Source organism: Vibrio sp. A2-1 (assembly GCF_021728355.1).
Taxonomy (GTDB): Bacteria; Pseudomonadota; Gammaproteobacteria; order Enterobacterales; family Vibrionaceae; genus Vibrio; species Vibrio splendidus_K.
Window position 1 is genome coordinate 67,725 of sequence record NZ_JAKKCO010000004.1, and the last position, 21,741, is coordinate 89,465.

Annotated in this window: 19 protein-coding genes; 7 read left to right on the top strand and 12 right to left on the bottom strand. The window is 44.9% G+C overall.

Features of this window, described 5'->3' with window-relative positions; translation table 11 throughout:
• Positions 1-164: 164 nt before the first annotated feature.
• Positions 165-659 (top strand): peptidylprolyl isomerase, encoded by a 495-nt coding sequence (locus L3V33_RS14795; RefSeq protein WP_237290715.1) that lies wholly within the window; start codon positions 165-167, stop codon positions 657-659.
• A 130-nt stretch (positions 660-789) separates the two neighbouring features.
• On the opposite strand, the gene L3V33_RS14800 is transcribed toward L3V33_RS14795, so the two are convergent.
• Positions 790-1,227, bottom strand: coding sequence for a cytochrome c (locus L3V33_RS14800; protein WP_237290716.1), 438 nt, complete (start codon positions 1,225-1,227; stop codon positions 790-792).
• A gap of 208 nt (positions 1,228-1,435) precedes the next feature.
• On the opposite strand from L3V33_RS14800, the gene L3V33_RS14805 reads away from it, so the two are divergent.
• A complete protein-coding gene (locus L3V33_RS14805) occupies positions 1,436-2,080 on the top strand; it encodes a cytochrome b/b6 domain-containing protein (RefSeq protein WP_237290717.1) in 645 nt (214 codons plus the stop codon).
• Between the two features lie 16 nt (positions 2,081-2,096).
• Positions 2,097-2,525: a MarR family transcriptional regulator gene (locus L3V33_RS14810; RefSeq protein ID WP_054546690.1), complete on the top strand. Its 429-nt coding sequence runs from the start codon at positions 2,097-2,099 to the stop codon at positions 2,523-2,525.
• Between the two features lie 90 nt (positions 2,526-2,615).
• On the opposite strand, the gene L3V33_RS14815 is transcribed toward L3V33_RS14810, so the two are convergent.
• From L3V33_RS14815 to L3V33_RS14830, 4 genes are all read right to left on the bottom strand, one after another.
• Positions 2,616-3,476 carry a DMT family transporter gene (locus tag L3V33_RS14815; RefSeq protein WP_054546691.1) on the bottom strand — a complete coding sequence of 287 codons (861 nt, stop codon included), beginning with the start codon at positions 3,474-3,476 and terminating at the stop codon, positions 2,616-2,618.
• 110 nt (positions 3,477-3,586) lie between these two features.
• Positions 3,587-4,684 carry an alkene reductase gene (locus tag L3V33_RS14820; RefSeq protein ID WP_237290718.1) on the bottom strand — a complete coding sequence of 366 codons (1,098 nt, stop codon included), beginning with the start codon at positions 4,682-4,684 and terminating at the stop codon, positions 3,587-3,589.
• Between the two features lie 14 nt (positions 4,685-4,698).
• Positions 4,699-5,076 carry a lactoylglutathione lyase gene (gene gloA, locus L3V33_RS14825; RefSeq protein ID WP_054546693.1) on the bottom strand — a complete coding sequence of 126 codons (378 nt, stop codon included), beginning with the start codon at positions 5,074-5,076 and terminating at the stop codon, positions 4,699-4,701.
• 217 nt (positions 5,077-5,293) lie between these two features.
• Positions 5,294-6,229 (bottom strand): LysR family transcriptional regulator, encoded by a 936-nt coding sequence (locus L3V33_RS14830; RefSeq protein WP_054546694.1) that lies wholly within the window; start codon positions 6,227-6,229, stop codon positions 5,294-5,296.
• Between the two features lie 929 nt (positions 6,230-7,158).
• Between L3V33_RS14830 and L3V33_RS14835 the strand changes: the two genes are divergently transcribed.
• The 4 genes from L3V33_RS14835 to L3V33_RS14850 all read left to right on the top strand — a co-directional run bounded on the left by L3V33_RS14835 (position 7,159) and on the right by L3V33_RS14850 (position 11,721).
• Positions 7,159-7,800, top strand: coding sequence for a magnesium transporter (locus L3V33_RS14835; RefSeq protein ID WP_237290719.1), 642 nt, complete (start codon positions 7,159-7,161; stop codon positions 7,798-7,800).
• Positions 7,800-8,789, top strand: coding sequence for a biotin/lipoyl-binding protein (locus L3V33_RS14840; protein WP_171314722.1), 990 nt, complete (start codon positions 7,800-7,802; stop codon positions 8,787-8,789). Before L3V33_RS14835 ends, L3V33_RS14840 begins: the two co-directional genes overlap by 1 nt.
• A 284-nt stretch (positions 8,790-9,073) precedes the next feature.
• Positions 9,074-11,050 carry an alkyl sulfatase dimerization domain-containing protein gene (locus L3V33_RS14845; RefSeq protein ID WP_237290720.1) on the top strand — a complete coding sequence of 659 codons (1,977 nt, stop codon included), beginning with the start codon at positions 9,074-9,076 and terminating at the stop codon, positions 11,048-11,050.
• A gap of 182 nt (positions 11,051-11,232) precedes the next feature.
• Positions 11,233-11,721, top strand: coding sequence for a hypothetical protein (locus tag L3V33_RS14850; RefSeq protein ID WP_237290721.1), 489 nt, complete (start codon positions 11,233-11,235; stop codon positions 11,719-11,721).
• Positions 11,722-11,861: 140 nt separating this feature from the next.
• On the opposite strand, the gene cyoE is transcribed toward L3V33_RS14850, so the two are convergent.
• The 7 genes from cyoE to L3V33_RS14885 form a co-directional block, all read right to left on the bottom strand.
• Positions 11,862-12,734, bottom strand: a complete 873-nt coding sequence (gene cyoE / locus L3V33_RS14855; protein WP_237290722.1) for a heme o synthase — start codon at positions 12,732-12,734, stop codon at positions 11,862-11,864.
• A gap of 8 nt (positions 12,735-12,742) precedes the next feature.
• Complete coding sequence (gene cyoD / locus L3V33_RS14860; protein WP_052879838.1) at positions 12,743-13,054, bottom strand: cytochrome o ubiquinol oxidase subunit IV; 312 nt, start codon at positions 13,052-13,054, stop codon at positions 12,743-12,745.
• Positions 13,054-13,671, bottom strand: coding sequence for a cytochrome o ubiquinol oxidase subunit III (cyoC, locus tag L3V33_RS14865; RefSeq protein ID WP_010439790.1), 618 nt, complete (start codon positions 13,669-13,671; stop codon positions 13,054-13,056). The genes cyoD and cyoC overlap by 1 nt, the downstream gene beginning before the upstream one ends.
• Entirely contained in the window at positions 13,661-15,742 is a 2,082-nt protein-coding gene (cyoB, locus tag L3V33_RS14870) for a cytochrome o ubiquinol oxidase subunit I (RefSeq protein WP_237290723.1), read from the bottom strand. Before cyoB ends, cyoC begins: the two co-directional genes overlap by 11 nt.
• 5 nt (positions 15,743-15,747) lie before the next feature.
• A complete protein-coding gene (gene cyoA, locus L3V33_RS14875) occupies positions 15,748-16,644 on the bottom strand; it encodes a ubiquinol oxidase subunit II (RefSeq protein ID WP_237290724.1) in 897 nt (298 codons plus the stop codon).
• Between the two features lie 735 nt (positions 16,645-17,379).
• Positions 17,380-20,478 carry an efflux RND transporter permease subunit gene (locus L3V33_RS14880; RefSeq protein WP_237290725.1) on the bottom strand — a complete coding sequence of 1,033 codons (3,099 nt, stop codon included), beginning with the start codon at positions 20,476-20,478 and terminating at the stop codon, positions 17,380-17,382.
• Between the two features lie 8 nt (positions 20,479-20,486).
• Complete coding sequence (locus L3V33_RS14885; protein WP_237290726.1) at positions 20,487-21,602, bottom strand: efflux RND transporter periplasmic adaptor subunit; 1,116 nt, start codon at positions 21,600-21,602, stop codon at positions 20,487-20,489.
• Between the last annotated feature and the right edge of the window lie 139 nt (positions 21,603-21,741).

Here is a 21,741-nt window from a genome sequence, read left to right on the forward strand (position 1 = left end):
CTTTCTTATATATGAAGTCTCCCTAGTCACTCACCATTCCCGTAAATCCGCTTGGGAAGTATTGTTAGCTGGCATCCTCCACAATTTTTCATATACTGCACTCAATTAAGCTATCCACTGTGCTGTTGCATTCAAAATATTAGCACTCAAATATTGGGACCTTTATGATCATTCTGACCACAAACTTTGGCGACATTGAAATTGAACTGAACCTTGAAAAAGCGCCGGTAACGTCGAAAAACTTCCTTAAATACTGCCAAGATGGCTTCTACGAAGGCACAACATTTCACCGTGTTGTTGAAGGTTTCATGATTCAAGGTGGTGGACACACTATCGACATGACAGAAAAGCCAACTCGTGCACCTATTGTGAATGAAGCTAACCGCGGCTTAAAGAACGTGATTGGATCTCTCGCAATGGCTCGCACTGACGCACCCCATTCAGCAACGGCGCAGTTCTTTATCAACCTTGACGACAATGATTTCCTTGATCATACAGCAACCAGCAACTCAGGTTGGGGCTACGCTGTGTTTGGCAAGGTTTCAGCAGGTATGGATGTGGTAAACAAGATTGCGCTTGCACCAACCACCACTCGCTGGGGACATGAAGATGTGCCGTGTGAAGACATCGTGATTACTAAAGTCACTGTTCGCGACTAATTCACTCACGTGCTTTCCTGCCCCTAGTGCATTCGAATTGATTGCACAAAGAAAAGAAGGCAGCGAGATAGAACTATGGTGGTAAGGATTCGACTTTACCACCTGTATTCAAAGCTCGTTATTAGAATCGTTACCAACGAGAGCGGTAAGTACGGTGACATCCTTTACAAGTATTGTTCGCAGAATCTAACCCTCGTTCTGCGCTCGACAAATCTTGCTCAACACTCGCTTGATAAAGCTCTGCAAAACCTTGGTTCATCTGTAACATCAGTTGGTTAAATTTCTCAGGCTTGCTCCAAATCTCCTTTTTTGCCTTACCTCCAGTATCACCTTCAGCAAAACTCGCGTTCAATACAGTTCCATGTTCCACCAACATGTCACTTAGCTCACCCACTTTCAGCCAATCCACATCACTGTTGTTCAATTCTGAATCAACTTGTTTGCTGACCTCTTCAATAGAGCTAAAAGCCTGTTGACGATTATTGGCAACATCCGCTGCGGCTGCAGAGATCATGGGTAGAGCAATCGTAGGCAGTGCGATGATTAAAGCGATAGTGAATTTTTTCATAGTGTCATTCCTAGTGATTAATTGATTGAGTGGCTAATTGACTGAGTGATTTGTTCGTTAATTACTGATTGGTTTCTTAGTAAATTACGGCTTGATAGTTCAACCGTAATCGAAGATATGCATTCAATTCACACAACAATAGTTGCGATCGCAACTATTGTTGTGTGAATTATTCCCAACGAACAAATTCGTAAACAGGAAAAGCATTATGAAAATCTGGGATCTACCAACTCGACTTTATCACTGGCTTCAAGCCGCACTCTTTATTGGTCTTGCTGCGTCAGGGTTTAACGGACAAGGTCCTCATGTCTACTTGGGCCTCGCACTGTTCAGTCTGATTTTATGGCGCTTGGTTTGGGGAATCGTCGGCAGCGATACCAGTCGCTTTTCTCAATTTATTAGCTCCCCAAAATCGGCTTGGAATTACTTCCGCGGAAAAGCACGACCAAAACCGGGGCATAATCCGTTAGGTGCGTGGATGGTGGTAGGAATGATCACGACTCTGTTTGTCCAATGTATGACTGGGCTTGTTATTGCTGGTTTCTTTGATGCGATTCCAGGTTCGGAACTCGTAATTACTGATGCAGTATTCGATGTGTTATGTACGGTGCATGGCATTGCAGCACGTATGTTAGTGGTATTTGTCATACTGCACTTGGTGGCCATTATCATCTACAAACTGCGTTCAAAGCCGCTGGTCCTTGCCATGATTACAGGTAAACAAAACCATTCAGCGTCAACGGATTATTTCATAAATGGCAGTCAATTAGCTTTTTCATCAAATAGGAAAGCGTTGTTGGTGCTAATTGCATCGGTATTAGTTACGATGACAATAGTTGTAATATCACAGTAAAATTAGGTAGCGAAAGATGCCAGAAGAGTTTGATAGACAAAAAAGCTTTGGTTGGATGATCAATGTGATCGCCAATAAAGCGACCAAAGATTTTGACACGGAATTGAAGGAACATGGCTTAACCATTGCTCTATGGCCAACCATGATGTGCCTTTGGGAAGAAGAGGGACTTACACAGCGTGATATTGCTGCGAAGTCCAAAGTCGAGAATTCGACAACAACACGAACATTAGACAAGCTAGAAAAGCTTGAGTTGGTTGAACGCAGAGCCGATCCAAACAGTCGTCGTTCTTTCAGAATCTACTTAACGGAAAAAGGCAAAGCACTCGAAGAACAACTCGTTCCAATCCCTATTCGTTTAAACAAAGAATTAATGAATGAGTTGGACGCTGAAGAACAACAGCAGATGATCAAGCTACTTCAAAAGATGGTCGCAGCGATCTGATCTTACTGTGACCGGGTCTTATTGCTAGTGCATGCTTAATGAGTTCTAAACATACACTAACAAACAATACTCGGCCTTGCGCCGAGTGTTTTATTTTCGTCTCGACCATTTGATATAACAAAATAGCGAACCAATAATCACCGCTCCGCCTAGCAACTTTTGCATCTCAACCGTTTCACCCAACACGCTGACACTCAATAACAATGTCCACACGGGCTCAAGAATCATGATCAATGCCGCCACTTCCATGTTCACGGAATGCTGACCAACGGTTTGTAATAAGTAACGGATAGACGTCGCGATCACCGCAGACACGATAAACCAGAAGACTAAAGTTTTGGTGATTTCGAACTCCGGCTGAGTCGTCATGGAAGCAAAGGCTAAACCACTCACACCCACCACAAACAGTTGCACACAGATTGATGCGATAGGTTTAATATTGGTAATCACACGTTTGTTCATCACAAAGTGAACAGACAACAACATCGATGCTAGCAAGAAGTAAATCTGACTCTGCTCTACATTCCAACCATTGCCCAAAGTCAGCAGTAGCATGCCGATAATCGCGATCGGGAAAGACATCCAAAACGCACTATTAGGTTTAACTCGAAACAAAATCCAAGACACAAAGGGGGCAATGATCATGGCTAAGCTCATGATGAATGCCCCTTCCGACAAGCTTTCTGTCACCGATACTGCAAACACCCATACCTGCAATGAGGCAGACAGCAGCAAACCAACGCCGCAAAGAGAAAGAACCTGCTTAAGCGAAAGCTTACGAATATGATGAATACAAAATGGCAAAAGAATCAAACTCGCGACAAGGAATCGCACACCAATGAACACTGGCCCCGGCATTTCCAATACCACCAGCTTAGATGCAATCCATCCAATCCCAGCTAACAGGGTAGCAAATAGGAGGTAAAGCTCTCCGCGCATCGCTTTCATCATTTTACTTGGTCCAATAACAAAAAAAGCAACCCGACTCTGCAAGGTTGCTTTTTATAAACATTCAACAGGATCAAGATACTATCTCAATACTCTGCTTCAGGCAGCTGTTTTTAGCCTGCGTATTCTGGGTAATCCGTTAAACCTTTTTCAGCACCACCGAACAATGTGTTTGGATCGTGCGCCGCTAGCGGGTAACCATTTTGAATGCGAGCAGGTAAATCTGGGTTAGCAACGAATGGACGACCAAAACCAACCATGTCAGTTACGCCTTCAGCAACGGCTTTTTCGCCACGCTCGCTATCGTATTTACCCGCATAAATGAGGACACCATCGTAAGCTTCACGAACTGCCGCTTTAAATGCTTTTGGCGTTTCAGGTGCATCGTCCCAATCGACTTCTGCAATGTGCAGGTAAACAATTTTGTATAGGTTAAGTAGTGCTGCCGCTGCTGTGTAAGTCTCTACTGGCGTAGCGTCAACCGTACCATTCAACGATGTGAACGGAGCAAGACGCACACCAACACGGTCAGCACCAATCGCTTCAACCATAGCTTCAACCACTTCACCAAGGAAACGTAAACGGTTTTCAATTGAACCACCGTATTCGTCATTGCGGTTGTTTGCTTCAGAATCGATAAATTGATTGATCAAGTAACCATTCGCTGCGTGAAGTTCGATACCATCAAAGCCCGCTTCAATCGCATTCAAAGCCGCTTGGCGATACTGTTCAACCACTGCTTTGATGTCTTGTTTCGTCATCTCACGAGGTTCAACCACATCCACAAAACCCGGCTCATCAGTGCCGTTATCGATGAATACTTTTACGTTTTCTGCTTTAAGTGCAGAAGACGAGATTGGCTGTTCACCGCCGATGTTATCTGGGTGTGTTACACGGCCTACATGCCAAAGTTGAGCGAAGATAACACCCTCTTTGTCATGTACTGCATCGGTGACTTTTTTCCAACCAGCGATCTGCTCATCAGAATAGATACCCGGAGTCCAAGCATAGCCTTGGCCCATAGGTGAAATTTGTGTGCCTTCAGCGATAATCAAACCTGCAGAAGTGCGTTGAGCATAGTAAGCTGCCATCATGTCGTTTGCTGAATTACCAGGTTGCGTCGCACGTGAGCGCGTCATCGGAGGCATAACAATACGGTTTTTAAGCTCAATATTACCCAGTTGAATTGGTTGAAATAATGCGTTTGTCATTGTTATATCCTCGATTAACCTAGTTGAATCAGTTCGATTTGGTAGCCGTCTGGGTCAGTAATAAAAGCGATATGAGTTGAACCACCTTTCACTGGACCCGCTTCGCGAGTGACGTTACCACCTAGCGATTTGATCTTGTCGCATGCTGCGTAAATATCGTCTACACCCAATGCCAGATGACCAAACGCGCTGCCCATCTCGTACTCATTCGTATCCCAATTGTACGTTAGCTCGATCGTCGTACCACCTTGCTCGTAGCCAACAAAAACCAATGTGTAGCGGTAGTCTTTGTTTTCATGGCGTTCAAGTTCCGTCATTCCCAATACCTTGGTGTAGAACTCGATAGACTTGTCTAAATCAGTAACTCGGATCATTGTGTGTAGGAATTTCATATTTCGCCCTTATTAGCACCACAAACATGGCGCCATTATTATTTTGAGTGGAGGTTATCCACTAATCTCTGAGTGAAATAATACGATTCAGCGAGGAACTAAGGAAATTATCAAAAATTCTTAATATGATAATTTTTTGTTATGAGTTTTATGGCTAGATCGAACTCAATGACACAAAAAAGGGAAGCCAATACTTCCCTTCGAGTTAGACTCTCAACTAAAACCGTAAACGCCTATCTTTAAGAGTTTTCGACATTGCATCAGACGTATTAATCACTTGTTCTCTGAACCATTTATGAGCAGGGTCGCTATTCTGCTTCTTCAACCAAATCAGGTAGTGAGACATTTGCTCATAATCAAAAGGAGGCTTAAAGAGTTGTAAGCCGAGCCTCTCTTGGAACTGCAGAGCCATAGAGAGTGGGACTACCGTGATATAATCCGACTGACTACACAGCAAAATATTGCTAAACAGCGACCGTCCGTGAAATGCGATTTTGCGTTTGGTTAAATCCAAAGAAGTATAATGACTCAAGCTGCGAACTTTACGTCGCGTTCTGTCTAATACGGCATGCTTTTCACTCATGAACTGCGCTTCGCTGATCTCACCTTGAATGCGAGGGTGCCCCGAACGGCACACGATGGCAAAGTCTCCCTGATACAGGGTTTCACTCGCAATACTTGGGTGTTCAGGAACCACTATCTCAATCATGGCATCGAACTCTTGCGTCAAAAGATCTTCATAGATGCGATCATCACTGTCTGGTTGATCAAAGACTTCTAGCGACAAATTTTGATTGGGAAGCGCCGCAAAGCTGTCGAGCAGTACCCACTGAAGATGTTCGGGACAAGAAATAACAAACTTACGTTCAGAGACTTGCTCATCAAAGCTAGCCATCGATTGAAACACGCCATTCAATTCATTGATCGGCGCTTTGATCTGTTCATACAAACTTTGGGCATAGGATGTGGGCACAACACCACGTCCTTTTCGAACAAAAAGCTCTTGGCCAATCTCTTTTTTTAGGCGTGCTAATGCGGTACTGATGGTCGATTGATTGGTACTGAGTTGATCCGCGGCCTTACTTAAACTGCCCTGCTCCATCACCGCAGAAAACACGGCAAGTAGGTTGAAGTTGGGGATGTCGTTACTCATATATCATTACTCATATATCATTACTCATTAGGCGACCATAAATACTATGCTATCGTAAAAACGATAGAACATACAATTGTCTCGCTTTTCATGACACTTTGTTCAACGCATTGGGATATACATTTGACCAATAATAGCTACAATATTTTTAATTCAACATTCAACAAAGACTTCTTTTCTAACAACTATACTCATACATTTGACATATCATTAATATAGCTTGCAAATACTCAGTGAATAACTCCCTTTACGGACCAAACTTATTATCAGTCATATATATTTCATCATTCATATCCATCACTCTTTCTAGTGTAAAAAATGTGTAAAAATATCAATTTCAATAAATTACTTACTGATGATTTTATTAATCATTTCCTTGATCCAAACCAAGTTAATGAACAATGTTTTCTATGTCTATATGAGCCTTTTCAAATAAATCGACCTACCGATTTAGAGTTATAACTACTAATCGTAATTACGATATTATCAAATCGTAATTCTGGGTAGATACTGGTCAAAACTCTTCCTATTATCCTGCTAACAAATCAATTATCAGCCCAAACAGAAAACTGACAAATGTTTTACTTTGGTATGTCAATTGTCATGGAAGAGCCCCTCGATTGCCGAGGTAATACACGTAATAAAGACAGTCGCTGAAAAGCCGCACGAATATTAATTCGAACGCCTCATAGCCATCTAATTTACGTCTGCTGACAAATAATAGAGATTGATTTGTAGAGGAGCATATTCGCTTCTTGATACCGAGAATCGGTTGTCTGGACTGAGCAATATCACTTTAAATGTCATCTATTACTTTTGTTTATTATGAGCACCAATCTACCCACATAATAAACATCTACTTTTTAAGATGTCATTAAAGGTGACTTCTAGGCTGCAAATTCTCTCTTCTTATTGATGTAGGTTGAGATATGAACTTTATAAAAATCGTTTTCCTGAAGATCTGGGCCGTTGCTATGGTCTTGATTAAATTCTGCCTGTTTATGGCGGTGATGTTTGCTGGTGCATGGGCTCTTGCACCATTGGGCACTATCCATTCTAAAGACATCGACATGTCTCAATTCAACAACCATCCCAATGAAATGATGATGAACTTCTTCCAGATGGAGTACTTCTCTGGTTACTTGTTTTCAGTGACAATTGCTGTGGTATTAGCCGGTGTTTACGGCATGTGGCAGTTGCATGAACTGGGTGTACATAAAGCAAAAGAGCACAAAAGCGCTCACGTACAGATCGTGTTTGCACTGTCACTTTGCGGACTCTTCATCAGCAAAACATTCTGGGTTATCGCGTTGGTTATCGCGTTGGCGAACTGGAAACATATTGGTCAATCACTGAGTGATGTTATTCGCCGTGGTGTACAACCTAAACAAGACGCGGCCAATACAGAGACAGCTGCAGTCCACGTATCACCTGAACAATCGGTAACAGAGCCGTCTCAAACGAATCAGTCTCAAACACAACAGTCTCCAGTAGAGCAATCTTCAAAAGAACAGTCTTCAGAAGAAAAGGCTCCAACAAAACCATCCCCTACAGAAAAAGAGGTCGCATAATGAAAGAGATGATGATTCCATACATCCTAATTGTATGGTCACTGTTTGCGACAGGCGCACTTAAGAAGAACTTCAAAAACTACACGTGGGCTGCCATTGGCGGTGTAACGATTCTTGCGATATTAGCGGTTATCTCTCGCTTGTGGGCACCCGTTGATTTAACGAACTCAACCACAGTGAAAGCACCACACGCGGTGATGTCACCTATCTTTGGCCAGCAGATCGACCAAGTGCTTGTTGAGCACAACCAAATGGTTAAAGAAGGCGACGTAATTTACACACTCGTCGACATTGACTCTGCCGCCGACAAAGCAAAGATCGAATCTTCAATTATTCAGAAAGAAGAAGAGATCAAGCAAATGAATCGCGACTTAGAGCGTGCTGAAACGTCACCTGAAATCTTCAATATGCGTGACGTAGAAAAGTATGACTCCGATCTTCGAGTGCTGCACGCTGAACTTGTGTCGTTAAAAGCCGACCTACAAAAAGTAAATTGGGCGCAAGAGAAGAAAACCATTAGGGCTGAATTTGATGGTCAGGTTTCGATAGTGAATATTGCTGAAGGTTCTGTAATGGGTAACATGCACCTCTACAACACCAGCAAAAAATTCCTTGAGATGCGTATTTCAGACCAAACTTACGGCTATGTTCAAGTAGGAGACTTCGCAGAGTTCTTCGTTGATGCTTACCCAGGGCATGTGTTCCGAGCAAAAGTACACAGCTTTAATGCAGGTACCGGTGAGTCGAGTATTTCTCCGCTTCAGGGACCACAAAGCGTCGGTCAACACGTGGTAAGAAACGGTAATGGTTTAGGTCGTACTATCGTACTTGAGATCATCGAACCTGAAGGTTACAACATCCCTATAGGTTCAACTGGCGCGGCTTGGATTTCTGCTGAGAAACCACATCCGTTCTGGGGCTTCATTGATGTAATCGGCGCAGCAACGGTTCGCCTACAATCTTACAAGTCATACTTAGGTGCTTGGTAAGTACTGAGGTTCTCGGTAAGTATTAAGGTTCTCGGTAAACACTTATATAACAGCCATTAGTTCCAAATTAAATGCCCTGAATTTCAGGGCATTTTTGTATCTGTTACAAGCCCCACTTACTAATTGATTTAGATCAATATAAATCGTCATTACAATCATTAGATAAATAAATCATCGAAAAAACGATATATCGATATCCTATTAGCGCGTAGATAGCGACCTTTCCCACCTCTATCATTTGGCTCAAGAAATCCAATTCCTGTATCCAAAATAAGGTCACTACCATGACTAATACATTCAAAAAAATGGCACTTCCTGTTGCTGTTGCGAGCGCTCTATTTGCTTCTAGTTTTGCATCTGCAACTCCAACTGTAGAAGCGACATCGAAAATAGGCCAAGAACTTCAGACAGCAAATGCTGCGCAATACCAAAACATTGACCTTGATGCTCGCTACAAGAGCGAGGTTCTATTCGAACACAAGTCAAACCTATTCTGGGGCAAAGGCGAGCGCATCCAAGTTGTATCGAAAACGGGCGACTCTCTGGCTTACACAGAAGAATCTGATCACGTACATCCAACGCTAACGAAACACGGTCGTAAAATGGACCAAGCGGTTATCCAAGTCGATGACAATGTTTACTTAGCTTACGGTTTCGGCCTAGATACTCCTGTCATGATTGAAGGCGATGACGGTATCATCATTGTCGATCCAGGCGAATCTGTTCAAATGGCAGAAGCAGCAAAAGCGCAATTCCGCCAGATTACCGATAAACCTGTCACTGCGATTATTTACTCTCACAACCACATTGACCACATCTCTGGTGTTCGTGCATGGACAACCGATGAGAAAGTAGCTTCTGGTGAAGTTAAGATCATCGCTCAAGAAGGCCTAACTGAAGCAGTAGCAAACTGGTCTTCAAACCTAGGTACTCTATTTGGTCACCGCACCTCTTACACTGGCGCGAAACACGTTGAAGAAGGTGAACACGGCACAGTAAACGATGGTCTTGGTCCACGTTTCATGCAAGGCGATATCTCTTTCATCGAACCAAACACACTTATTGAAGCAAATGCTACGCTAGACATCACTATCTCTGGCGTACGTATGCAAATCGTGAACGTACCGTCTGAAACTAAAGATGAAGTCGTGGTTTACCTACCTGAACAGAAAATTTTGCATGCAGCAGAGGTTCTACAGGGTGAAAACTTCCCGAACCTACACACGATTCGTGGTACTAAGTTCCGCGATCCGAGCATGTGGTTCAAAGGCATTGACGTAATGCGTCAATTCGATACAGAGATCATGATCAACTCTCATGGTCGCCCTGTTGAAGGTAAAGAAGCGGTAGCCGATGTACTAACCGCTTATCGCGATGCGATTCAATACACACACGACCAAACGATTCGTCACATGAACAAGGGTCTAACACCTGACGAGCTTGTTGAAGTCGTTAAGCTACCTAAACACCTTGCCGACCACCCTTGGTTGGGTGAGCATTACGGTACCGTTGCACACGCTGTTCGCCAAATTTACGTAGGCTACAACGGTTTCTTCGAAGCCGATCCGTGGCAACTAGAGCCAATGGCTTATGAGCAGCGTGCTAAAGCTTTCGTAGAAATCATGGGCGGTCGTGACAACATCATCGACACAGCAAAAGCGGCGATGAAAGCAGAGAACTACACCTTTGCAGCAGAGATTCTTTCTTACCCAATCACAGTAAACAAAGATGACATGGAAGCACGCTTACTGAAAGCACAAGCTTACAAAGCATGGTCTGCCGATCAAGTGAACATCAACTGGCGCAACTGGGCATTGAATGCTGCAGCTGAACTAGAAGGTACTCGTGATTTCTCTAACATGATCAGCTTTGCTTCTGTAGACGTACTAACTGCCCTACCAAGTAAGCAGATCTTCGATATGATGACGTCGACGCTAATCGCAGAAAACACGCTAGATGTGAACACTGCGCTAACGTACAACTTCTCTGATACGAATGAATCATTCACTATCGAAGTTCGTAACGGCATTGCACAGCTTCATGAAACAGCACTAGAAGGCGCTGATGTTCAAATCAACACTTCTCGTCAAGTATTGAACCAAATCTTGATGGCTGGTCCAAATGCTCAGCAAGTGATTGGTACCAACATGCAGTCTGGCGCGTTTAAGTTCTCGAATGGCGACATTCAAGCCTTTGGCCTATTCATGAGCTACTTCGATAAATCAATGTCTCCTGAAGAGATCATGCTCATCGTTCGTTAACTGACGCACGTTAGTTAAAGGCTCGCTAGGATAGCAAGCGGATAAATATAGGGACCCTCGTGGTCCCTTTTCCTTATTGCTTATTGCTTATTGCTTATTGTGTGTTTTTTAATCTCATCCGCTCACATCAACTTTAATGATGACGTGATGGGAAATTTACTCGTTCAATTTAAGGTTTCTAGATGCTAAAACGTTTCGCTCTGCTACTTTCACTCAGTTCATCTCTGGTTTTTGCCTGCGGCCTACATCAGGATACTGGGCTTAGCTTGATCACCGAACCGGGCTCACTCGAAGTATTTGGCAACATCATTAATGCACGACAAGATGACGAATTTGGCAATTTAAATAAGCCTGACCATTTCCGCCTTTTTGCAATCCAAGCAGCACTTGGCAAAGAGCATCCAAACAAAATTGAGTTCAACTTATTCGAAGCAATTAAAGGTCACTACAGCCAAGTGAAGTTTGAGAAGGGTGTCGATGTGTCAGGCAGAGATACATTGCCAACCGAGGAAGATTTACTTCTGATCACAGAGTTAGACGTGTTCGATGCGCTAGCAACAGGAACCATTTCTTGGGATCAAGCAAGCTTACAACGTTTAATCGTCATCAACGGACCGCAAGATAAACGCGAGCAATTAGAAGCTTGGTTCAATGATATTTTTGAGGGGTAATAGCGAAAACCTAAGTAATTCAAGGCTGAATAGTTGAAGGGGGAACAACAAAGAAAAATAAGACAGACGACAAACACAAACAATAAAAAGTCGTCAAACCCTCGGACTTCAAACATTGAGGGTTCAACGACAAACTTAAATCAAAAAATTGCAGGCAATGGAATCAACTCCAGCCCAAGCACACCACTGATGCTCATCACCACCAGCAAAGACACCTTAAACACTGTCTTTGACCACTGGATATAGTTGAGGCAATCGACCTTACGAAATGTCACTTTGGTCCACATAAAGCAAACCGCCGCCGACACCGCGAGGTATTCATAACCTGCTTCCCCGAGTAGGAACAGCGCCAATGATACTGCACCAAACGCTACCACATAGGCTTTCATGTGTTGATGCGCTTTGTCGACGCCCTCTTTCACCGGTAACACGGGAATGCCTGCATCTCGATAATCTTGAAGGCGGAACATCGCGATCGCGTACGAGTGTGGCATTTGCCATAAACAGAACATCGCGAACAACAAAACCGCTTCAAGGCTGATGTAATTCGTCACCGCCAAGTAACCTACCAATGGCGGAACTGCGCCAGAGATACTGCCGACTAAAGTGCCGTAAACCGATGTACGCTTGTACCACATGGTGTAGAAAAAGACGTAAAACACATAGCCAAGCAACACCATGACCGCAGAGATCGGATTAGCGAACTGAAACAGCAGCGCTGTGCCTGCTAGCAGTAAAACCAAGGCATAGACGAACGCGACGTCTGTATTGATGTTGCCCTGAACCAATTCTCGATTTTGTGTGCGCTTCATCTTCTGGTCGATGTCTCGATCAAAGATGTTGTTCACAACACAACCTGATGCAATCACAAGTCCCACACCCGCCAATGTTGTCAGTAACAACATCGCGCTGGCAGGTTCTGTTTTTGCGGCGAGGAAGAACCCCGCCGCAACAGAAATCAGGTTGCCGAAAATGATGCCCGGTTTGGTGATAGACAGATATCTTTTCAGCATACCCTAGCCTACAACTTCATGTTGACGTTCATGTTGTAGATGATCCATACCGAACCAGCGATAAGAATCAATACAACGATGGCGGTAAACATCAGTGACACCAAGTTCCAACGCCCATCGGAAGATTTCGCTTCCATGTGCAAGAAGTACTTAAAGTGGACAAAGATTTGTACCAGCGCACAACCGAACAAGATCACATAAGTTTCCGCGCTTGGTAGCGCATGTGCCCACACGATGTAGAACGGAATAATGGTGAGAATCAGTGACGCAATAAAGCCTTTCACATAATCCGTTGCACCGCTATCTAGATGCTGCTCCATTACATCACCCCCATTAAGTACACGATAGTAAATACACAAATCCAAACGATATCAAGGAAATGCCAGAACAGGCTTAAGCACTGGAAACGCATCGACATGTTATCGTTCAAGCCTTTGGTTGAAAGCTGGTGATACGCCACCGCCATCCAGATAAGACCGAACGTTACGTGCAAACCGTGTGTGCCAACCAAGGTAAAGAACGCAGAAAGAAACGCACTCTCTTGAGGGCCATAACCTTCTGCGATCAAGTGATGGAACTCATACACTTCCATACAGATAAAGGCTAAACCCAGAACGAAAGTGACTTTTATCCATCGCTTCAGTCCGGTAACGTCTTTACGCTTCATCGCAATCATGCCAAAACCGAAGGTGATACTACTGAACAGCAGCATCATGGTTTCGACAAACACGAACGGCAGTTCAAAGATGTCTTTACCTGTCGGCCCTGCAATTGATCCACTCTCAAGCACGGCATAAGTCGCGAAAAGCGTGGCAAACAGGACACAGTCACTCATCAAGTAAACCCAGAAGCCAAACAACTTGTTGCCCGCAGCTTCGTGGTGATGATCATGCGAGTGTGCAAGATCATAAGTGTGTGACGGAGTATTAGCTTGCATACGTCGTCTCCAAGTCATCTTTATTGTCGTTGTTATCACTGTCACCGTCAGCACTGTTACCACGACCAGAATGGTCGCCTTTCACTGACTGTTTCTTTGCTTCTTCAAGCTGTGCACGTCGAGCCGCTTCAATCGCTTTGATCTCTTCAACTTCCACGTAGTAATCCACATCGTCGTTGTAGCTATGTTGAATACACGTCACCACGATGCCCACCAAGCTTGCTGCCGCTAGCCACCAGATGTACCAGATCATTGCGAAGCCAAATGCCAACGCCCATGCAGACACATAAATGCCTGTTGGTGTGTTCTTCGGCATATGAATACGTTCGTATTCTTCTTCCTGAGTTGGATCAAACTCACCACTTTGCTTTTGATACCAGAACGAATCGATCTCATCGCCCTTAGGCAATTTTGCAAAGTTATAGAACGGTGGTGGTGAAGACGTTGCCCATTCAAAAGTACGTCCGCCCCATGGGTCACCCGTTAGATCTCGGTTTTGGTCGCGGTCACGAACACTCACGTAAATCTGAACGAATTGACAAACAACACCCATCGCAATCACGCCCGTACCTGCAGCCGCAACCGCCAGTAGTGGGAAGAACTCAGGGTTAATGTCTTGGCTCAAACGACGCGTCATGCCCATAAAACCCAGAGCGTAAAGCGGCAAGAACGCCATCAAGAAACCGATGATCCAGCAGTAGAATGCGCGTTTACCCCAAAGCTCGTTCAGAGTGAAACCGGTCGCTTTCGGGAACCAATAACCAATCGCAGCAAAACAACCGAAGACAACACCACCGATGATTACGTTGTGGAAGTGAGCAATCAGGAATACTGAGTTATGCAGAATGAAATCCGCACCCGGAACCGCCATCAATACGCCCGTCATACCACCTACAGTAAAGGTGATTAGGAAACCGACCGTCCACATCATTGGTGTGGTGAAGCGGATACGACCTTTGTACATGGTGAATAGCCAGTTGAAGATCTTAACCCCAGTTGGGATAGAGATAATCATGGTCGCGATGCCGAAGAAGGCATTCACATTGGCGCCAGAACCCATGGTGAAGAAGTGATGCAGCCAAACCACAAACGCCAAAATAGTGATAGCAATCGTCGCCCATACCAACGAGGTATAACCAAACAGTTTTTTGCGTGAGAAGGTTGCAGTCACTTCGGAAAACACACCGAAGATAGGCAAGATCAGGATGTACACCTCAGGGTGTCCCCATGCCCAAATCAGATTCACATACATCATCACGTTGCCACCAAGGTCATTGGTGAAGAAGTGCGTGCCGATGTATCTATCCAAAGTCAGTAACGCGATGGTGACCGTTAGGATTGGGAAAGAAATGATGATCAGGATGTTGGCACACAGAGATGCCCAAGTGAACACTGGCATCTTCATCATTGGCATAGATGGAGTACGCATGCGCAAAATAGTCGCGAAGAAGTTCACACCTGTTAACGTGGTACCCACACCGGATATTTGCAGCGCCCATATCCAATAATCGACCCCGACTCCCGGACTTGCCTCAATACCGGAAAGCGGCGGATACGCCAACCAACCCGTACGACCAAATTCACCTAAGCCCAGTGACATGTTGGTTAGGATGATACCCACCACAAACAGCCAGAAGCTCAGGTTGTTCAAGTAAGGGAATGCAACATCACGAGCACCAATTTGCAGCGGCACGATGATGTTCATCAGGCCGATAACCAAAGGCATCGCAACGAAGAAAATCATGATCACACCGTGAGCCGTGAAGATCTGGTCATAGTGATGTGGCGGTAAATAGCCTGTCTCACCCGCTGCGGATAGCAATTGCTGACTACGCATCATGACGGCATCAGCAAAGCCACGAACTAACATCACCATCGCGACTGCAATGTACATGAAGCCTAGTTTTTTATGGTCTACAGAAGTAAACCATTCATTCCAAAGGTATTGCCACTTACCGGCTTTTGTTACCGCATACACCACTAACCCACCCACTAAAGCGATCATGGTTAACGTGAACAAAATAATGGGTTCGTGGTAGGGAATTGAGTCTAGAGTTAATCTTCCAAACATGACGATTATCCTTGGGTTTCCGGCAAACAGTTCATTGAACCAGGGTGCTGGGTCACAACATCAGTGAATAAAAATGGTGGGATACTGGAGAACAGAGTCACAGGTTCAGCCACACTCGGCGCAGCCAAAGAACGGAATTGCTCCCAGTCTTCAATACGGTCCGGGCTTGCTTTCACTTTTTCCACCCAGTTTAGAAACGCCACTTGATCAGGCATGGCTGATGCGGTGAATTTCATTTGAGAGAACCCTTTACCACTGTAGTTCGATGCAAAACCTTTGAAGTCACCTTCGTGGTTCGCGATCAAATTCAGCTTGGTCACCATTCCCGGCATCGCGTAGATCTGCGAGCCAAGACGCGGGATAAAGAACGCGTTCATGATGTTGTCTGAAGTCAGCTTAAACGTCACCGGTACATCTTTCGGGAACGCAACATAGTTAACCGTCGCAATGTTTTGCTCCGGATAGATGAACAGCCACTTCCAGTCCAGAGAGACCACTTCGATCACCATAGGCTTAACGTCACTCACCAGAGGCTTTGAAGGCTCTAGTTCGTGTGTTGAACGCCAAGTGATGGTGGCCAGAATCGCGATAATGATGATTGGAATCGTCCATACCACTATTTCAATCTTGGTTGAGTGCGCCCAGTCAGGTGCATACTCTTCTGTGGTGTTGCTTTCGCGGTATCTATAAGCAAAATAGATGGTCATCAGAATCACGGGAATGACGACAATCAGCATCAGTAACAGAGCCGTGATAATCAGCTCTTTTTCCTGAACGCCAACGCTACCTTTTGGGTCGAGCAATGCGGAGTTACATCCTTCGAGCATCAGGACGGTTCCCACCAAACCAATCCTCGACAGATTTGCTCTCGATAAAATGCGTTTATATCTTGAAGCTTCCATTAACTTTCTCGATGGTTATCCAGCCTCAGAACGAACGCCCGAGTACTGGTTATCATGGTCATTAGAATATTTATGTGTTGAGCATGTGAAACACCGTACCTCAAAGGGAAGTCCAATTTAGTCTGGTCACGCGCAGTCAAAACAAGATTGCAGCGAGTCAAAACAGCATTGCTGCTGAGCTAAAACATAGCCACAAGGTTAAAACCACACAGAAAGCATGACTTAATTGTTACACTTTGAAACACATTGTTACATTTGGCGCATTATGAGGAGTTAAAATTGAAAGCTCACCAAACAAACTTGGAAACTAACCTTTCATTTATGAAGGCGAAAGATCAGAAAAAGAATGCAATTCAGACACACGACATTGGCGTGCCACACGGATGAAACCAGTGCTGGTAAGGGATTTACAAGAGGTCGATAAACGCTAATCCAAGAACAAGATACACGGAAAATCCGGGGTACATTAGAAAGAGCGAATAAAGAGAAGTGTGATAGGAATCTAAATTATGAATTCACATACCATTTACATGGTATTCACCCGTAAGATTATTTAACATCACCAATCATTCATCAGTGAGATATCTGAGTGTTGGCCGATGCAATATTGTGGTAAGTCGATAGTCTTATAAACGTAAAAAGATAAGAAAAATGGAGAGTTTGAGGTGAATTCAAAGAGAAAACAACGCCATAATCAAGCTAAACACAGCTCGATTATGGCGAGTTAAAGATAACTTACACGGCTTGATTAGCGATGGTTTTTCGCTGATTTCGAGTCATCAAGTGATAAACCACAGGCACAAAATAGAACGAGATAAGCGTGGTTAACACGGTACCGCCCACAATCGCGACCGCAAACGGAGGCCAAAAACCACCGCCCGCGATGATCAACGGCATAAAGCCCCCAACCGTAGTAATCGTTGTTGAACTGATGTGTCGAGTACACGACATCACCGCCTCTACCACCGCATCCACATTGCCTGATGAAGCTTGTTCATCGAGTTTCAATTCCGTCAGAATTACGATGGCGGCGTTAATCGCTAAGCCCGCAATCCCCAGCATGGCGATGATCACCGTAAAACCAAATGGGTAACCGAAGATCCACACCGACAATAACCCGAGGCCACCAGCCAATCCTGCTACCATGAAGATGATGCTACTCATTCGGAACGAATTGAACGACATCACCACCACTAACACCATCAATACCACCACGACTGCGACATTTGAGATGAGACTGTTGACTGAATTGTCTCGTTCAGCGGATTCGCCACCAAAACCAACCGTGTAACCAGACGGAATTTCATAGCTTTCTAAGCGTTTTTGGAATTCGTTAAGCACGGTTTGAGGTAAAACACCCGCTTCAATGTAACCCTCGATGGTATTCACACGCTGCCCGTTACGACGAGTAATCGCACCACGACTCGTCGTCAGTTCAAGCTCGGCTAAGGTAGACACATTGATACCGGTTGAGTAGACGTCTGAACTAATCGGCAAACGAATATTACTCAGGTGCGAAAGATCCTCACGAGCCTCATCCGCGACACGAACACGAATCGGCACCGATTCACTGCCCTCAATCACAGAGCCACTTTCACGACCTGTCAGCGTGGTTTGCAGCATGCCAGCAAACTGGTTTAATGAAATACCGTTGAGTTTCGCGGTATCTTCATCGACCTTCAACCACACCTTCGGCGTACCCGGTTGCAGTGTTTCCCTTGTGTGAGTCACATGAGGCACACCTGCCAGAATCAAGCGCACATCCTCACCAATCGCTTTCAACGTATCGAGGTTTTCACCATACACACGCAACTCAACAGGCGCGGTAAATGGAGGCCCTTGATTAAGCTTTCGTACCAAGATCTGCGCCTGTGGTACTTCTTTATCTAACACCTTTTGAAGTTCTGGAATTAGCGCATTGGCTTGATCAAAGTTTTCTGTTTTCACCATCGCTTGCGAGAAGTACGGCGCGTTGTTTTGTCTAGCTTGTAGGTTGTAATAAAACGATGGAAAATTTGCGCCCACCAGCCAATCAATGCGCTCGACTTCAGGGTAACGATGAATAACATCGTCGATTTTTTCAGAGGTATTTTTAGTGGCATAAATGCTCGCTTGCGGTGGCATGTAAACCTGAATCTCAAACATGTCTCGGTCTGATGGCGGGAAGAATTGCTCAGTCAGCTGAGACATACTCCAGTAACCGGTAAACGGTACCAATAACACCAAAGCAATCGTGATGATTGGATGCGTCACACCAAAACGGACAGAAGACGAGAACCAACGCGTCAAAGCCGGGATTCTCAAACCCGTCATGTACCAATGGTGCTGCCCTTTCTTATCGACATCACTGAGTTGTTTCGGCAATAGCTTGGTCGCTAAGCCTGCGATTAAGGTGTGCGAGATGATGTAAGAGCCGATCAATGAGAAAGAAACGGTAATCGCAATACCACCGACAAATTCACCCGATGCACCCGGCATCAAGATAATCGGAGCAAACGCCAACACGGTAGTTAAGGTTGAGCCTAATAACGGCACCCATAAATGCTTCAATGCATTCATGGTCGCTTCAGCGCGCTGTTGCCCTTTCAAACGATAAGCTTGAATGGTATCGACCATCACCACCGCGTTATCAACCATGATCCCGAGCGCCACAATTAGGCCTGTCACCGACATTTGGTTAATCGGTACACCGGTCATTTTCATGATCGACAAGGTCAATAATGAGGTTAACGGTAGAGAAATGGCGACTAAGATCGCGGCACGTACGCCTAAAGTGACAAACAGCACAATCAAAATCAGACCGAAACCGATCATCAAGCTTTTGCCTAAATCGTCTAAGCGAGTCTCGGTATAACCTTGCTGATTAAACAGCACTGTCACCTTAACGTTACTTGGTAACTCTTGCTCAAATTTACCAATCAGAGCATTAGCTCGCGACGTCCAATTATCAACTCGCAAATCAGGATGCATTCTTGCCGCGACAATCACACCCGGCTCACCATCAATAATGGCAATCTGGTCTTGTGGGGTTTTCTCACCACGTTTCACAGAAGCAATGTCTTCCATACGGATGATGTGACCTTTGCTATCAGTGGCTATTGGCACTTGTTTAATACGTTCAATGGAATCAAGTTCAGACTTAATCTCTAAGCCAAAGCGAGAATACGCACTGACTAATTCACCGGCAGAGTTTTTAGCATCCGCTCCTTCAAGAGACTCTGCAATATTGGCACTTGAACGCCCAAGGGCAGCAGCGTCTGCGGTGCGTAAACTGATTTGAATCTCTTCTTGTGGCATCCCGTATTCGTCAACGAATTCAGTACCCGATAAGGTTCTCAACCGTTTGGCTAACTCTTTGGCATAACGGGCAAGCGTCAGTCGATCCGGCTCACCTGCACCAGACCAAGTCAGCGCGGTAATCGTGGTAAAGGCATAGGTGTGGTCGCTGTCGAGATCGGGAGAATGAGAGCCCGCTGGCAAAATAGATTCGATGTCAGATAGCTTGTCACGAGCTTGAGACCAAACTGGCTCAGGCTCGGTAATCACATCATTGAGTTCCAAAGTAACAATCGACACACCCGGTCTTGACGTCGAGCTGACGAGTTTAACCTCACTCAGCTCACGCAGTTTGTTCTCGATGACCTCGGTGACCAAGGTTTCAACACGCTCAGCACTGGCGCCGGGGAAGCTCGTTGTGATGTTCGCGTAGCGGTTGATGATTACCGGATCTTCTGCACGTGGCAACGTCATGAACGCAGAAATACCACTCACCATCAGCAGTGCGGTAATTAAGATAAGCAATCGAGTGTTAGAAATAGTCTCTATGATTTTCATACTATTTCCTATTCAGCAGTAACGCTGGCTGGCTTCACGGTTTGGCCGGGAACCAAACGATGTAAACCACTGGATATCACCTGCTCGCCTTCGCTGATTGCACCGCTAACGTAGGCTTGTTGGTTGTTGGCAAACAACACCTGCACGCTTCGACGTTCAACCTTATTATCTTCACCAATAACGAAGATATTCCACACACCACGTAAACCATCTATCAAACCCGTGAGTGGAACCCAGTAACCTTGGTCATCAATTTGCTCATCAAACTTAAGATAAGCAAGCTGCCCTTCTAATACTGAAGCTTGTTCAGGAAAAAGGTAACGTAAACCGACACTGCGAGACCGAGTGTCAACCATCGCCCCAGGGTTCAGCAGAGTCACAGAGAAATCATCTCGCCCGACACGAATACTTGGTGCGGAAAGTGAAGTAACCTTTTTCATTTGATGGGCAGGAATACCGATGAAGGCTTCTTTCCCTTCAGAGGCAAGCAAAGTCAGAGTTGGATTACCCACATTCACTACATCTCCCAAAGAGACAAAACGCGTTGCAATAGTGCCCGAATAAGGCGCAAGAATTGTCGATTTCACTAGCTTCAATTGATTGCCTTTTACGGAGGCACCAATACGCAGCAAGTTAGCCTGCAATACGCGTTGCTCACTAGTCAGCGAGTCAATTTCCGCCTCAGCACTGAAGCCTTTAGCTTTCAATGAACGCTGACGTTTAAGGTTCGCTGCAACAAGGCTCAACTGAGCTTTGACTTCTTCAGCTTGAGCTTTCAACTGACTAGATTCAGTTTCCAAAAGTTGGGTATCCAATCGAATCAACGACTGACCCGTTGTGACTGTGTCACCGACATCCACCAGAATCTCGTTTACTTTGCCCGCCAGTTCGAAACCTAAATTAGCCTGTTGACCCGCCTTAACCACACCGACATATTCGCGTTGTACTGCATAAGAGGAAGACAGCGCCAAGGCCATCGTTTCCACGGTTAAAATGGTTTGGACGCTCGATGCCGTTTCAGCGGTTGAATCAACCGACTCTTGGGCTTGTTCCTTTTCACCACATCCAACAAGAAAAGCCGACAACGCCACTGCCACTGCGCTTCCCTTCATCAATTTATACATACGTACTGTTCCTATGCGGTACTCAATTATGTTCTTTTTTTAGACTAACCAAATCAAACTAGACTGTCTAGTTTGATTGTGTTAAAAATAAGTTTCATCGTTAATGATTGATAAAACCATCACAAAAAGCATAATGCTT